We start from the raw sequence: 13,547 nt of genomic DNA, 5'->3' as shown, positions 1-13,547 counted from the left end.
TCGGCTAGGCCAGGCTCGGGTAAGGTACAGACGCTGGCAGAAACCGTCCTCGGCATGGCCGGGGGTAGTACCCCCGGCCATGCCGAGTGAAAGAATAAGGCTGCTCGCCGTACGTCACAGGCTCTGTTGACGGAACCATTCCAGAATCTCGGCAAATCGCACCAGCCCACCGCCGCGCAGGACGCCCAGCGGAAAGCTCGGCCGTCGACGGGGCAATTCCGCATTGGGGACGGTCAGCGTCACTCCAGGGATCGCCCGGATGCGGTCACGGAGTTCCGCAAGCAGCCCCGGCCTGGTGAAAGGCTCCCTCCTCGCCAAGTGCGCGAAGACGACTTCGACGACCCCCGACCGCGGATAGATACTCACGGGCCATATCGAACCCCGCGGGCCGTTTCCATCGCGAAGCATCGGCGCACAGCTCGTCTCCTCGGCGAGGCCGTATCCGAGCCACCCCCCATCCGTCTCCCACTTGCGCAACAGGGTCAGCAACCCATCGGCCAGGTCGGGGTGGTGATCGCTGAGCAACCTGCCAAAGTTCTCCGCACGGCCGGTGATGGTGCTCTCGGCCTCAGATGTCGCCACGGCCTCCTCTTGTACCTCACGGGGCCTGTCAAGACCGGCTAGATCGGCCAGTTCTTCCGTGGTCAGCTTCTGTTCAGGGTCGGCCACCGCACCGTTGAAGCGGACGCCATCACGCTCGAGCGCCTCACGCTGAGATTCCTTACGGCCGTCGAGCCAGGCGAAGTCGGGCGAAGACTCACCGCTAGCCCGCAGTACCCGATAGGCATTGGGGACATCGGTGCGGGTGGCCAGATAATTCCCGACAGTCTGCGGAGAGCCGGCTCCGGTCACTGCGGCGAGGTCCTTATATGTGGCCCACCTGCCGGAAGGCAAGGCCGCCAGCACCTTCCTCAGCCGCAGCCATTCCGAGCGCTCACCGGACTGACCGTCGTCGCCCGCGATTGGTCCGGGCCACATGCGCACCGCACGATCAGCAAGCCGACCGGAGCGGCTGAGAATCTCCTTCCTCCCCCAGCGTTCGGTGACGGCAATCTCCCGGTTCATCCGCAGGGCGCTCTGGTCGAAGATCTGCTGCTTGCGCTCGTAGGGGTGGTTGGACAGGCGTGTGTTCTCACCAGTCAGGGTCAGATTGCCCAGAGTGTGAACCACCGTCTCGTGCAAATCCTCTGCCCGCTCCCCCTCCTCGGCATCCTCGGCGAGCATGGTGAGCCATTCGTGTCCGGGCCGCTGCGGAAGTACGTGCTCGATGGTCGCCCAGGCCCGCGAGAAGTCGACCGGCTCCGGAGCCATGTAGTCCTCCTCGAACCTCCGGAGCACGTAGGCGCGATGGCGGCTGCTGCCCTGCCAGTAGAAGGGCTGGGTACGGATCGCTTCCCGCAGGTCCTCGTCCCGTGGCCACCCCCGCCGCAGGCCGGACAGATAGCGGCGTACCGCCTCCGGCAGCGAACGGTCCCGCTCAATACTCGAAGGCAACGTGGCCAGAATCTGCCGAACGCTGTGCGATGGTTCCCGACAGATCATGCGCCGGACCAGGAAGCTCTCCACAAAGCTGAGCGCTTCGAAGGCCTCCCTGGGCTCGACTGTCCCACGATCCACCCGGTCCAGAACATGGAGTGTCGGAGGGTAATGGGCTTCCCCGCCCCACTGGACAAGACGCTGCAGCACCGCGCGCAACTCGACGTCGGGCTCGCGCTCGGGTTCGAAGACCCGCATGAGCAGGTGGCCAAGGCGCCGGAGTCGAGCCAGATCGTCCCGTAGCCCTTCCTCATCGGAAGCAGCGACAATCCGGCCCATTCGGCTTTGCTGCCCCTGGTAGACGTCGCTGACGGTGGCCCGCGACTGCCCCTGCAGAACGAGGTCCAGCCACGCCAGAGTGGTGAGTCGCTCCGGCCCGAGTTCCGTCTGCAGAGGAAGCCATATCTTGTCGTACACGCGCTCGCCCAGACGCGGGAGCTGCATGAACACATAGTTGCGCAAAAGGTCGGCCTGGCTCAGCGGCTTGCCTGTGTTGTTCAGGGACTCGAAAATTCGAAAAGCGTTGTCCTGTGGCCCGGCAGTGATCGTCACCAGCGTAAGCCGGTGTCGCAACGCCTGGTCGATGTGACGAACGGTGTCCCACTCCCCGGCGGCGTCATACTCGGCCAGCGCCGCAAGGAAGAACCGGTAGGCGACGCCGATACTGTCGTCCCCACCCGCCCGGGGGTCGTTGTCCACACACGCGAGGTACGAAGGCCGGTCGGCCTGTGTCGGGAGCAGGCGGTAGGCGTCGAGGCCGCTGTAGTCCTCTTCGTTGATCAAGTACCGGCGGTGAATGAGATCGGCCTTGACCTTGTCGAATATCCGCACGTGATCACGAAGGGCGCAGGCAAGCAGCATCAGCGTGGTCAACCGCTGCTGACCATCGATGACGACCCAGCGTTGCACCGTGTCGGGCATGGGCGGGCGGGGATCGAGCACCAGCGACCCGAGGAAATGGCCACTGGGCGCCTGCGGCGCGTCCAAGCCGGACGTCGTCTGCTCCACCAGGTCGTCCCACAGCCGCTGATGATCGTCGACATCCCAACTGTAGGTGCGCTGATACAGCGGAATCTGAAACTGGTTGTCCCCCTGAATCAGCCGCTCGAACGTTGTCTCCCGTGCTTCCACCTGTTCTCCGCCTCCCCCTGTGCCGGCACCTTCCGCCCGGCGTCCCCAAAGCTGACAACCTAACGAGATTGCATCGTGGGAGCAGAGCTATCTGTACATTTTCGGGGTTCTTCTGCCACCTTGGCCGAAACCTGTGATAGGCCCGGCACCATGCCCGGCATGGGGGCCTGTGCGGTCTGCGGACACCGGACGTTCAGCCACGCTGATGGAACTACCGGGCCAGCCGGAAAGCAGTCTGAATCACAAGCTCACCGACCCAGGCCAACGGCTCCGGCTCCACGCGCCCCACGATGCCGTGGGTCCTTCGCCGAGGGCACCATGCATGAGGCGCCTAAAGACCCCGCCATCAGCTCAGACTCTGGGAGCGGGGTCTTCGCTTAGGTACGGCCGGACGCCACCGAAGGCAGCCCCAGGCCAGTGATCACGTGAGGATCTTGAAGGACCAATGTGCAGGCCACGCGAAGACTGAGCGTCGCTCCACACAGTCCCTTCCTTCAGCTGCCATCGGCAGGGTCGCGCCAGATCGTCGCAGAATTGGACGGCATCCAGACGGCAGGTGAATCTCGGTCGAGGGCCGGAGGCTCTTCGTGGACAGGCAGTGGCTCGCCATCTATGACGAACCCGAGAGACACCTGCACGTAACGCAGATAGTTGCGCACGTCTCGGATCAGCCGTTCGGGATGTCGGCCTCCGGCCCCACGCCACCCCGCGTCGTAGACGAGGCGTACCAACACTCGATACCGCTCACGCAACTCGGTGTCGGTAATCGAGAAGAGTTCGGTGAACATCCCCCGGTGGACGGACTCCATCGCCTCGGCGCAGCGCATCCGCGCATGGTCACTCAGTCTAGGATTTTCAAGAGCGACGTCTGGCAATGACGGTAACCACGCATAGAGATCGGCCAAGCGCTCGAGGAGTTTCTTGGCTGCGACCACCGCGTTCTCCTGCTCCCTCCCAGCGCGCGCCAGTTGAACGCTGGCGGCATGTTGCTCAGCTGCTAGGTTGACCTGTGCATTGATCGTCTTGGCGGTTTGCCAGCGTGCAACGAAAACCGTGATCGCACCACCGACAACGGTCCCCAGTAAGGCGCTGAGCGCTTGGCTTATGAGATCAGTCCAGTCTGGCACGCACGATACGATCCTTGGCTCGGCTCACGTTCAGCAACAGACATTCCCGCCTCCTCATGCGGCCACTTCCGGAGCGGGAGTACCGGAGTTGAGCCACTGGGAGACACCTGCATGCCGCAGGTCTAGGCAGAAGCGGCCAGCACCGAGGAGACCTGCCCGGGCAGCAGCGTCAGTTGCCGCGTCGCCTTCCAGACGTGCGAGTCCGACGGCGCGGCCACGACGTTGTCCGGCTTACTGTTAACAGGCGTCCGTCCTCCCCCGTCCCGAACTCTTCCAGGTGTTCCCGGAGCAGCCGGGCCAGCGGCGGCGGGTTAGGAAGGAGAGCCGCCTCGCAATCGTCGCGCTGGTTTAGCCCTCGTCGGTCGTGCACCTCGCCGGAATCGGTCCACACCTTCCCTGCTGTCGAACGTGTCTCCTGAAGCGCTCCGTCCCAGCCGCATGTGGGGGCGTCGCGGTGATGACGCATGTCCCGGCTTCCCCGGGGCACTCGGCAAAGACCGCTCATGTTCAGGAGGACCATCATGGTGATCGTGGGAATCGTCGCCGTCTGCGCCGTTCTGCTCGTCCTTGCATTCCTCGTGCCGCGTCTGTCCCGGCACCCGGAGCGCGGAACGCAGCGGACGCTCGGCGCTGGATCACGTGTCGGCGGAAAGGCCCCCGGGATCTTGGGCCGCGCGCTCAGCAAGCCCTTCCGCAGCAGTTCCAGGGCTGTTGGCCGCAGCGGTTCGGCTGGTCGGCGCGCCCGTGGTCATATGCCGTTCTGACCCATTCCCGTGGTAGTGATCGGGCGGGGACGCACCGAGGCAAACTGCGCGTCCCTGGATCGTCGGCACGGTGTCGAACGCATGCGCCTTACTCCCTGAAGGCGCATGCGTTCATCCCGGGTTCGGTCCCGCGCGATCGGACGGTCCCGACTTTCGGCGCAATGTGGAATCGTCTACTCCCCTCCACCAGGGGAAAGCGATGGCCATGACAATGGCCCGTTCTCTCCCCGACAGCGCCAATGAGTGGTGGATCTTCCTGGGCGCGTTCGTGCTCTACGCATCGAGCCGTTGGATTTTCGCCTGGCGGCAGGCTCGACGTGCAGGCGAAGGGCATCCCGTACGAACCGCGCTCGCCGACGAGGACGGCCCCACTACCTCGAACGCGACGCCAGGCGGTGGCTTCGGCTCCTACCGGCAGTTCTTCGGGTTCGTCGGCAGCGTGGTCGTGGTGGTCCTGATTGCCGTCCTGACCGAGGGGCGACTTCGGCTGACGCTGTTGTGGACCATCGCTCCGCTCCTGGTCATCGCGCTGTCCTACCTCGACTTCCGCCAGGCGGGGAAAGCCCGTACAAGGGCCTGACGGATCGTCCGCGCCATCGAGAAGCTGGGCAGCGTCGCCCTGAGCGGGTGCGCCTCGTACCCTGCCCCGCTGGCGTCGGCCAGCGAGGCCGTGCTGGAGTATCGCTGCTTCCACGGTGCCGTGACCGACACCACTAACATGATTCCCCATCGCGGCAGTCCATGAGCCGTGAGCTGTGGCCGAGGGGGACGGGTCAGTGGACGCTTGGGGTGGGGACGAGCCCGCGGAGATCGCCGGGTACCGGGTGCGGGGCAGGCTCGGGGTCGGGGGGATGGGCGCCGTGTACCTGGCGTACACGCGGGGCGGTCTGCCCGTGGCGCTCAAGGTGATCCGCGACGAGTACGCCCAGGACCAGGAGTTCCGGCGGCGGTTCGCACGGGAGGTCGCCGCGGTGCGGCGGGTGCAGGGGCCGTACACCGCGCCCGTCATCGACAGCGACGCCGACAGTCCGCGCCCCTGGCTCGTCAGCGCGTACGTCGCCGGGCCCTCGCTCAGCGCGGCGGTGAGCGAGCACGGGGCGCTGCCGACCACCACCGTGCTCCAGCTGGTGGCCGGAGTGGCCGAGGCGTTGCAGTCGATCCACGGGGCGGGGCTGATCCACCGTGATCTGAAGCCCTCCAACGTGCTGCTTGCCTCCGACGGGCCGCGCGTCATCGACTTCGGTATCGCGCACGCCATGGACGCCACGGCGCTGACCGGGCCGGACGCACGGCTGGGTACGCCCGGGTACATGGCTCCGGAGCAGATCTCCGGGCGGGCGGTCAGCCCCGCCCTGGACGTCTTCGCACTCGGGCTGCTGGCCCACTTCGCCGCCACCGGCACCCATGCCTTCGGCGAGGGGTCGTCGCACGCGCTGCTGTACCGGATCGTGGCCGAGGAGCCGGATCTCGGCGACTGCCCGGAGGAGCTGCGGGGGCTGGTGTCCCGCTGTCTGGCGAAGGATCCGGTGGAGCGGCCGACACCGGCCGCGGTGATCGAGATCTGCCGGGAGCTGGCCGGGGACGAACTGTTGGAGCGGGACTCCCGGGGATGGCTCCCCGCGGCGGTCGCCGGACATGTGGCCCGGCGGGAGAAGGAGGAACCGCGGCCGGAGGCGGCCCGTGAGGCGGGGGCCCGTGAGAGGCCCGTACCGGACGGACCGGACCCGCGCGTTCCGCACTCCTCCCCCGCCGTACCTGCCGCACCACCCCGGCCCGGCGTCCCCGCCGCCCCTCCCGTACCCTCCGCTCCCCCCGTTCCGGCTCCCGACTCGCGACGGCGGTCGCGGGCGCGCGTCGCGCTCGCGGTGGTGGCCGCGCTGGCGGTGATCGGTGGCGGGGTGTTCACCGTCGTGCAGCTCACGGAGGACGACGGGACTCAGAAGGACGGCGAGAGCAAGGGCGGCTCCGCCCAGCGCGGCGGCAACAAGGGCCTCGGCGACATCATCGTGGACGGCAAGCCGGTGACCGGTTCGCGGTACACCCCCAAGAACGGCTTCCCGTACCAGCGCACGTACACCGACGGTGCGCTCTACCTCCCCGTGACCGGACAGTCGTCCCAGTCCTTCGGCGCCTCGGGGATCGAGAGCCTGTACCGCGAGGTCCTCAACGGCAAGGAGAAGGGGCTGACGGCCCCGGGCAACGTCATCACGACCGTGGATCCCGCGGTGCAGAAGGCGGCGTACGAGGCGTTGGGGAACGCCAAGGGCGCGGCCGTGGCCATCGATCCGTCGAACGGCGAGATCCTCGGGATGGTGAGCACCCCGTCGTACGACCCCTCGTCCTACGCCGGGAACACCACCGAGGACCAGAAGGCATGGCGGGAGGCCAACGACGACGAGAACAAGCCGCTGCACAACCGCGCGCTGCGGCAGACCTATCCACCCGGCGCGACGTTCGAGCTGGTGGTGACCGCGGCGGCGCTGGAGAACGGTCTGTACGAGTCGATCGACGCGGCCACGCGGAGCCCCGAGCCGTACGCCCTCCCCGGCACCGCCACGGTCGTGCGGAACGAGGGCGCGGGGCACTGCAAGAACGTCAGCCTGCGCGTCGCGCTGCGCGAGTCCTGCAACACCGTGTTCGCCAAGGCGGCCGCCGACCTCGGGTCGGAGAAACTGCGCGGCACGGCGGAGAAGTTCGGCTTCAACTCCGAAGACCAGATGACACCGGTCCGGGCCGGTGTGAGCCAGTACCCGGAACCCGCTGACCAGGCGCACACCGCGCTCTCGGGCCTCGGTCAGTCCGAGGTGACGGCGACCCCGCTCCAATTGGCGATGGTGTCCGCTGCCCTGGAGAACGACGGCAAGCTGGTCGCGCCCCATCTGGTCTCGCGGGTGACCGACTCCGAGGGCAAGACCCTGCGCGGCAGGACTCCGGAGTCCGCCACCACCCAGGTGGTGAGCGCCAGGACGGCGGGCGAGCTGCGCTCGGCGATGGCGGACGTCATCGCCGACGGCGCGGGCCGCCCGGCCCGTATCAGCGGCGCCGACCTCGGCGGCCAGCCGGCCACGGCCAACGGCGGTACGGACGAGGGGCAGACCAGTTGGTTCACCTCGTACGCACGGGGTGGCGGGGGCGGGAACGGCGGGAAGCGGGTCGCGGTCGCGGTGGTCGTGGAGGACGCACGGGCCGGGGACGACCGGGCGGCGGCTGTCGCCAACCGGATGATGCGGGCGGCGATCGGCTGAGAAGCGGGCCGCTACCTCCGCGGAGTCCTATCGCATCGGCGGCGCCCCGGGGCTCAGGTGCTCGGAGGCCAGTCGACCATGCCGTTGAAGACGGCGTACAGGACGAGCACGGCGATGGGCACCAGCAGGGCGAGGACGCCGCGACGGAGGCGCTGGCTCCGGTGTCGCGGCAGGGTCCAGCTGGCCACCAGCAGTGCCAGCGGGAGCAGCAGACCCCAGAAGTACACCTTGATGGCGGGAGCCGCACTGGCGTTGCAGCGGCTGATCTCGGCGCTGGAGCCGGTGTCGCACGACATTCCGGCGAAGCCCACCCCGATGCTGAGCACGTAGACCAGCGGAAGCGTGACGAGCAGGGAGAGCAGGGGGAAGATCCAGGCTCGCTGGTCGTACGCGTCATCCGGTGTGGAGGCGGGTGCGGTGCTGTCGGGCATGGGCACCATCCCACCCTGCGGGCAGCGCCCGCGCATGAGTCCTGCTACTCAGATCACCTGGTGTTTCTCCCCCGGCGTCAAGGGCCGGGATGGTGCGCCTACCGCTTTTCGGTGACACGCCGACCTTCGCGCATCCGTACGAGGCGTCAACTCCCATAAGCTGTGCGTGACTTCATGTTCATGGCGCACCTGGGGAGAGAGCGTGTCATTCGACGGGGAATGGAGTGGGCTGCGTGCCGAGGCGGCGTCCCGGATGCGGGTCAACAGCGCGGGTAAGAGCTCATCGAACGGGGATTCCGGCGATCTCGTGGTGCATCAGGACGATCTGGGACGGGTTGGCCATGAGGCGTTCTTACTCCACGCCCGCCTGAAGAAGGCGGGCGATATGACCCGGGGGGCGAAGGACGACGGCGCGACGGCCGAGGCCGCGACATCTCTGGGGGCGCACCACTTCAGCATGGCCGATGCCCTCACCACCATGGCCACGATGTGGAACGACCAGCTGAAGACGTTGCTCCAGGCGTGCGCCCATATCTCCAACGGTCTCGACTACACCAAGAAGTCACAGGCCCATACGGACAAAGAGATCGGCGCTTCCATGTCGCATCGGAACGGAAGCGCCATGTCGGTTTCCGAGATCTCCCGCTACTACCGGTAGGGGGAAGGCGACCATGACTCGATTGACCTTCGACGACCTCTATCACGTCTCCTTCAAGAGTCTCGGCGCGGCGGCCGACGACTGGAAGGAGATGGTGGACCAACTGGACACACTGGCCACGGATGCCAAGGACGGCATGGTCAAGCAGTCCGAAGCGGCGCGCTGGGCGGGGCTGACCGCCGATGTCACCCGGCCGTTCGTCCGCAAGACCGGGAAGGAGTTCCGGGACGCGCACACCGAGGCCAAGGCCATCTGGAGCATGCTCCGGGACGCGCACACGGATCTGACGGAGATCCAGTCCGACCTGAAGACCGCTGTGGACGTCGACGCCAAGAAGTCGCACATCAGGGTCACCGGGCTGGACGACGGCACCGTCTCGTGCGTGGCGGTGGGGCGGCAAGGGGACACCAATCAGGAGACCCCGACGCAGGCCCGGGAGCGGGAGGCCCTGGAGAGCCGGATCAACGGGCTCATCGCGCAGGCGGACGAGATCGACAACTCCGTGGCCCGTGCCCTGAAGAAGATCCATGGCGGCGACAGCCACAACTTCGGCCACGCGAACTATGACTCGCTCGATGACGCCCAGGCGGAACGGGCCGTCGAGCTCGCCAGGCTGGCCCTCGAACCCGGCAAGGCGTGGGACAAGGAGCTCACCGGGGCCAAGCTGGCGGAACTCAAGCAGCTTCTCGCGGGGAACCGCAAGGACCGTGAGTTCGCCGTGGACTTCTACCGTTCGCTGGGGCCCACGGACGCCTTGCGCTTCCAGCAGTACGTCGCGCTCGGTGCCCCGGAGGGATGCAGCAAGGCCCAGCTCGAACTGGCCCACAGCATTCAGGTCAGCATGGGCGAGACGTTGGCCACGGCGACCCACCGGCCGACCGGGAAGGACGACCCGCACACCGCGTTTCGCGAGGACAAGGACTACCTCGGGAAGTCATGGGTGACCGAGCTGAAGAAGGTGGGGAAGGAATCTCTGCCCTCCGACCCATGGGGACGGGCGGACACCACCGGCTATCAGGTCCTGTCCACCCTGCTGCGCCACGGGAAGTACGACAAGGAATTCCTCGTCCCCATCGCGCAGGACATGGTCGCCTTCGACCGGAAGAACCCGAACGAGTGGGTGTGGGCCGAGGGGCCCGATGGGGACACGAAATACCGGCTCAACCTCGACAAGAAGGGCGGGCCCGGCTGGGACCCGATCCCAGGACTCCTCGAAGGGCTCGGTCACAGCCCGGAGGCGTCGACGGAGTTCTTCCAGGGATCGACGGGTGGGGGGAAGGACGACGGGCTCGAGAAGCTCCGCAATCTGGACTACTTCCTGGGTGACAAGGACGGCAAGAACCATCGTTGGCACGCGACGGACGCGACGAAGGATGTCCTGGGTGGAGTCGGGGAGCGTACGGGCTACGGCAAGGAGGCCCTCGGCCATGCGCTGGAGTCCGCCACGTCCGGGCGGGCGTACGACAGCGCGGGCCCCGCGAAGGATCACACCGTGGATCAGGCGGAGCTGTTCAGCACGGTGGTGAAGAAAGTGGCGGCGAACCCCGATCTGTTCAAGGGGGAGGGCGGACTCGCGCCGATCGCGGGGAGTTTGGGGAACATGTCGGCGGAGTACATGCACGACATTCAGCGGGTGTATGCGGGTGGGGACGACAGCGGTTACATCAAGTCCACCGGCTTCCCACCCGATCTCTCGGAGAGTGAAGGTCTGGGTGTGCTGAATCGCTTCTTGGAGACCACGGCGGCAGACCCGGAGGCATACGCGAGCATCACTCAGGCTCGGCAGGCCGTCACCACCGAAATGATGCGCGAGGCTCTCACTCAGCGCGGGAATGGCGACGGTCTCGCTCAAGTCGCCTCGTCAGCGGCTGACCCCGGCGGGAGAATTGCTGGCCTCACGGCTGCGGGGCGGGCCGATGCCATCGCTGCGGCGGATGACAGTGTCGAGAAGATCGAGGAGTACAACGAGAAACTGGCGGACAGGGACAAGTGGGTCGGCCGTTTTGTCGATCTCGGCACGAGCTATGTGCCGGTGGCGGGTGATGTGCTCGGCTGGGCATCGGAGGACATCCGCGAAGCGACACTCGAGCACCTGGTCAAGGACCCCGAGGGGGCGGCCCGGCAGATCGAGGAGAACCGGGATGGATACGTGAACACCGAGCGCGAGCGTACTGCACAAGCAACCAAGAAGGCGTTCTACAGCGCCGCGACGGACGCCGGACTCGATCCCACCAGCGCGAGCGTCAGGCGCGCCGCCACCGAGGTCTACCAGACCTCGAACAAGGCCAACTCCCTGGAATCCCACTAAGAAGCGGACCGTTTCACAGATGTCGTTCTCGATGCGGAACAGCCGCGGCGCAGCAATAGTCATCGCCCTGATGGCACTGGGTATCGGCGGAGGATCATGGTGGCTGCTCGATGATTCCCGCTCGAACCATTCCGCCAGTGTGCCCGAGAGTGTCTGCAACCATCGCCTGCCCGGGGAGAAGGTAGCTCCTCTCCTCCCCGACGGGGGGGCAGATTTCAAGGAAGATGCGATTCAGTTCAGCAGCCCTCAGTCCACCGGCAGTTGCCGCCTCGAGGGCGGCGACGAGGAAGTGTACGTCACGTACCTCGCCGGACTGGGCAACCATCCTCGTGAACGCATACAGAGCAAGGGGACCCCAGCTTCTCTGGGAGATGCCTACGGCTATCTGTCCGCTAAAGGGGAGATCTCGCTCTACATCTCTTGTGGCCGCTCGTCGGCCGAGGGCAAGAACCGGCTCAACGTCGGCACCAGCGCCTCCCTGGTGCGGGACGCCGTCAAGCCAGGCAGCGCACCCACCAAATCGACCAAGGGGCTTCGCGCGCTGTCCGCGTTCGCGGCCCAGGCGGCGCGCGACATCGCGCACGACTGGTTCAAATGCCCCGGTGCCGACCGGCTGCCCGACACCCCCGTCACCATCCACTGGGACGACTAGCCGCCCCGCGGGCACCGCAGGGTCGGGGTGGCGTGGTTGGGGGAGCAGGTGACCAGGGCCAGGGAGAGGAAGGACGTCCGGCCCAGGTAGAAGCCGAACGAGACGTCCCCGCCGTGGGCCAGGCGTTCCGCCGCCGTGGCGACCAGGCGGGACAGGCGGGCTGCGTCCGCCTCCTGCTGGGCGAGGAAACCGGGGGCGTGTTCGGTGAGTTCGCCGCCGAGCCAGGCCGCCGCGTCCTTCGGTTCGTCGAAGGTCGCGCGGATCGCCGAGGGCGACTTCAGCAGCCAGTGGGACGTCTCCATCGGGGGCAGCTCCGAGCGGCGGAAGGTGTCGAGGAGCGACCGGTAGTGCTCCTCGTCCTCCGCGGTGGCGGGCGGCCGGGGGCGGTCCGGGAGGCGGCGGCGCGCCTCCCGGTCGAAGAGCTCCTTCTCGCCGAGCCACGAGTACGCGTGGATGTGCACGCGACAGCCGTTCCCGCCGGCGGGGCCGGGCAAGGCCCCTGCCCGGGTGACGGCGGCCGGAGGCCGGGCGCCGTCACTCCTCCACGGTGACCTCGGCCACGGAGTCGTAGAACGACAGGTGGTTCTTGATCTCCGCCACCGCGTCGATCGGCTGCGGGTACGCCCAGACCACGTCCGGTCGCAGCGTGCCGCCGCTCTCCGCGCCGATGAACGTCCAGTAGGCCGCCTCGCCCTTGAAGGGGCAGGTGGTCGTGGTGTCGGTCGGCTCGAAGAGGGTCAGGTCCACGTCCTCCGGCGGAAGGTAGTAGCGCACCGGCATGCCCGTCTCATGGACGAGCAGCGGGCGGCGGGACTCGGCGACGACCTGGCCGTCGATGGTGACCTTGACGCGCTGGGAGCCGCGGACCACATCCACGCGGTGCCCGCCGCTGCCGCTTCCGGTCGTGGGATGGGGTGCGTGGGTCGACATGACCGCGTCCTCCTCGGACTTCTCGGGTGAAGGTGAATGCGTGCGGTGCCCGTGCGGTGCTCCGCACTGTGACGCTTTCCCTGTTCAGGGCAACGTACGGCCGGGTGCACACATTCCGGCCCGCTCACACCTCGCCGCGCGGCCAGACGTGGCCCTCCTTGGTCTCCACCTCGCGGTTGAAGCGGGTCAGCATCTCCTCGAAGCGGGCGACCTCCTCCGGGGTCCAGCCCTCGAGGAGCCCGGCGAGGGCGGCCCGGCGGCGGTCCCGTTCGGCGGCGAAGCGGCCGGCACCCTGGCTGGTGGCGCGCAGTTTGCGGGCGAGGCCGCCGTCCGGGTCCGGGATGCGCTCCAGGAGACCGCTGCGGACCAGGGTTCCGGTCTGCCGGTTGACGGTCGAGACGTCCAGCTGGAACGCGTCGGCGAGCTGGCCGATGGACATCGCGCCCTCCGCGTCCAGCCGGGAGAGGAGCAGATAGGCGGAACGGTCCAGCCGGTCCGGACCGCAGCCCGCGGTCCCGTCGGCGTCGCGGGTCCCGGTGGTCCCGGTGGCACCGGCCGCGGTGTCGCCGGCCCCGTCCGCGCCCGTGGTCTTGCGGTCCCGGGGCGTCAGCACATGGCACCGGGCGACCAGCATCAGCTCGCGTTCCAGGCGCTCCAGCACGCTTCCTCCTCACCGCCCCCGTACTTCTCTTTGGCAATGTGCATCGTACACATCGTGTGTAGGATGCACATCATTCGTTGTCCCCTGAACTTGTTTGGAGGCGG

Annotated in this window: 12 protein-coding genes; 6 read left to right on the top strand and 6 right to left on the bottom strand. The window is 67.5% G+C overall.

The window, feature by feature from the left end:
- Positions 1-114: 114 nt before the first annotated feature.
- Together AC07FT_RS12930 and AC07FT_RS12925 are read right to left on the bottom strand one after the other, a co-directional pair.
- Positions 115-2,667 (bottom strand): GmrSD restriction endonuclease domain-containing protein, encoded by a 2,553-nt coding sequence (locus AC07FT_RS12930; protein ID WP_479176305.1) that lies wholly within the window; start codon positions 2,665-2,667, stop codon positions 115-117.
- 494 nt (positions 2,668-3,161) lie between these two features.
- Positions 3,162-3,794 carry a hypothetical protein gene (locus AC07FT_RS12925; protein WP_479176304.1) on the bottom strand — a complete coding sequence of 211 codons (633 nt, stop codon included), beginning with the start codon at positions 3,792-3,794 and terminating at the stop codon, positions 3,162-3,164.
- A gap of 521 nt (positions 3,795-4,315) precedes the next feature.
- On the opposite strand from AC07FT_RS12925, the gene AC07FT_RS12920 reads away from it, so the two are divergent.
- From AC07FT_RS12920 to AC07FT_RS12910, 3 genes are all read left to right on the top strand, one after another.
- Positions 4,316-4,558 (top strand): DUF6411 family protein, encoded by a 243-nt coding sequence (locus AC07FT_RS12920; protein ID WP_432586698.1) that lies wholly within the window; start codon positions 4,316-4,318, stop codon positions 4,556-4,558.
- A gap of 199 nt (positions 4,559-4,757) precedes the next feature.
- Complete coding sequence (locus tag AC07FT_RS12915; RefSeq protein ID WP_479176303.1) at positions 4,758-5,138, top strand: hypothetical protein; 381 nt, start codon at positions 4,758-4,760, stop codon at positions 5,136-5,138.
- A 196-nt stretch (positions 5,139-5,334) separates the two neighbouring features.
- Complete coding sequence (locus tag AC07FT_RS12910) at positions 5,335-7,803, top strand: penicillin-binding transpeptidase domain-containing protein (RefSeq protein ID WP_479176302.1); 2,469 nt, start codon at positions 5,335-5,337, stop codon at positions 7,801-7,803.
- Between the two features lie 53 nt (positions 7,804-7,856).
- Here the strand turns inward: AC07FT_RS12910 and AC07FT_RS12905 are convergent, their stop codons facing one another.
- Positions 7,857-8,234 (bottom strand): hypothetical protein, encoded by a 378-nt coding sequence (locus AC07FT_RS12905; protein WP_479176301.1) that lies wholly within the window; start codon positions 8,232-8,234, stop codon positions 7,857-7,859.
- 202 nt (positions 8,235-8,436) lie between these two features.
- Here AC07FT_RS12905 and AC07FT_RS12900 point away from each other — a divergent pair, with 202 nt between their 5' ends.
- The 3 genes from AC07FT_RS12900 to AC07FT_RS12890 are packed head-to-tail and all read left to right on the top strand — an operon-like array spanning position 8,437 to position 11,852.
- On the top strand, positions 8,437-8,892 hold the full coding sequence (locus AC07FT_RS12900; RefSeq protein WP_479176300.1) for a hypothetical protein: 456 nt from the start codon (positions 8,437-8,439) through the stop codon (positions 8,890-8,892).
- A gap of 13 nt (positions 8,893-8,905) precedes the next feature.
- Positions 8,906-11,200: a hypothetical protein gene (locus AC07FT_RS12895; protein ID WP_479176299.1), complete on the top strand. Its 2,295-nt coding sequence runs from the start codon at positions 8,906-8,908 to the stop codon at positions 11,198-11,200.
- A gap of 19 nt (positions 11,201-11,219) precedes the next feature.
- The gene (locus AC07FT_RS12890) at positions 11,220-11,852 is read left to right on the top strand and encodes a hypothetical protein (protein WP_479176298.1); all 633 of its coding nucleotides are present in this window, start codon (positions 11,220-11,222) and stop codon (positions 11,850-11,852) included.
- Here the strand turns inward: AC07FT_RS12890 and AC07FT_RS12885 are convergent.
- The 3 genes from AC07FT_RS12885 to AC07FT_RS12875 form a co-directional block, all read right to left on the bottom strand.
- Entirely contained in the window at positions 11,849-12,313 is a 465-nt protein-coding gene (locus AC07FT_RS12885) for a hypothetical protein (RefSeq protein ID WP_479176297.1), read from the bottom strand. The genes AC07FT_RS12890 and AC07FT_RS12885 overlap by 4 nt on opposite strands.
- Positions 12,314-12,386: 73 nt before the next feature.
- Complete coding sequence (locus AC07FT_RS12880; protein WP_432011628.1) at positions 12,387-12,782, bottom strand: DUF427 domain-containing protein; 396 nt, start codon at positions 12,780-12,782, stop codon at positions 12,387-12,389.
- A gap of 124 nt (positions 12,783-12,906) precedes the next feature.
- Positions 12,907-13,443, bottom strand: coding sequence for a MarR family winged helix-turn-helix transcriptional regulator (locus AC07FT_RS12875; RefSeq protein ID WP_479176296.1), 537 nt, complete (start codon positions 13,441-13,443; stop codon positions 12,907-12,909).
- Between the last annotated feature and the right edge of the window lie 104 nt (positions 13,444-13,547).

This window comes from Streptomyces sp. NPDC045899, assembly GCF_056431485.1.
The sequence above is the reverse complement of the archived record's forward strand: the minus strand, read 5'-3'. Positions and strand labels throughout refer to the sequence as shown.

Coding starts and splice junctions, on each gene's coding strand:
- AC07FT_RS12905 (WP_479176301.1), bottom strand. CDS start 8,234: ATGCCCGACAGCACCGCACCCGCCTCCACACCGGATGACGCGTACGAC.
- AC07FT_RS12880 (WP_432011628.1), bottom strand. CDS start 12,782: ATGTCGACCCACGCACCCCATCCCACGACCGGAAGCGGCAGCGGCGGG.
- AC07FT_RS12915 (WP_479176303.1), top strand. CDS start 4,758: ATGGCCATGACAATGGCCCGTTCTCTCCCCGACAGCGCCAATGAGTGG.
- AC07FT_RS12920 (WP_432586698.1), top strand. CDS start 4,316: ATGGTGATCGTGGGAATCGTCGCCGTCTGCGCCGTTCTGCTCGTCCTT.
- AC07FT_RS12890 (WP_479176298.1), top strand. CDS start 11,220: ATGTCGTTCTCGATGCGGAACAGCCGCGGCGCAGCAATAGTCATCGCC.
- AC07FT_RS12895 (WP_479176299.1), top strand. CDS start 8,906: ATGACTCGATTGACCTTCGACGACCTCTATCACGTCTCCTTCAAGAGT.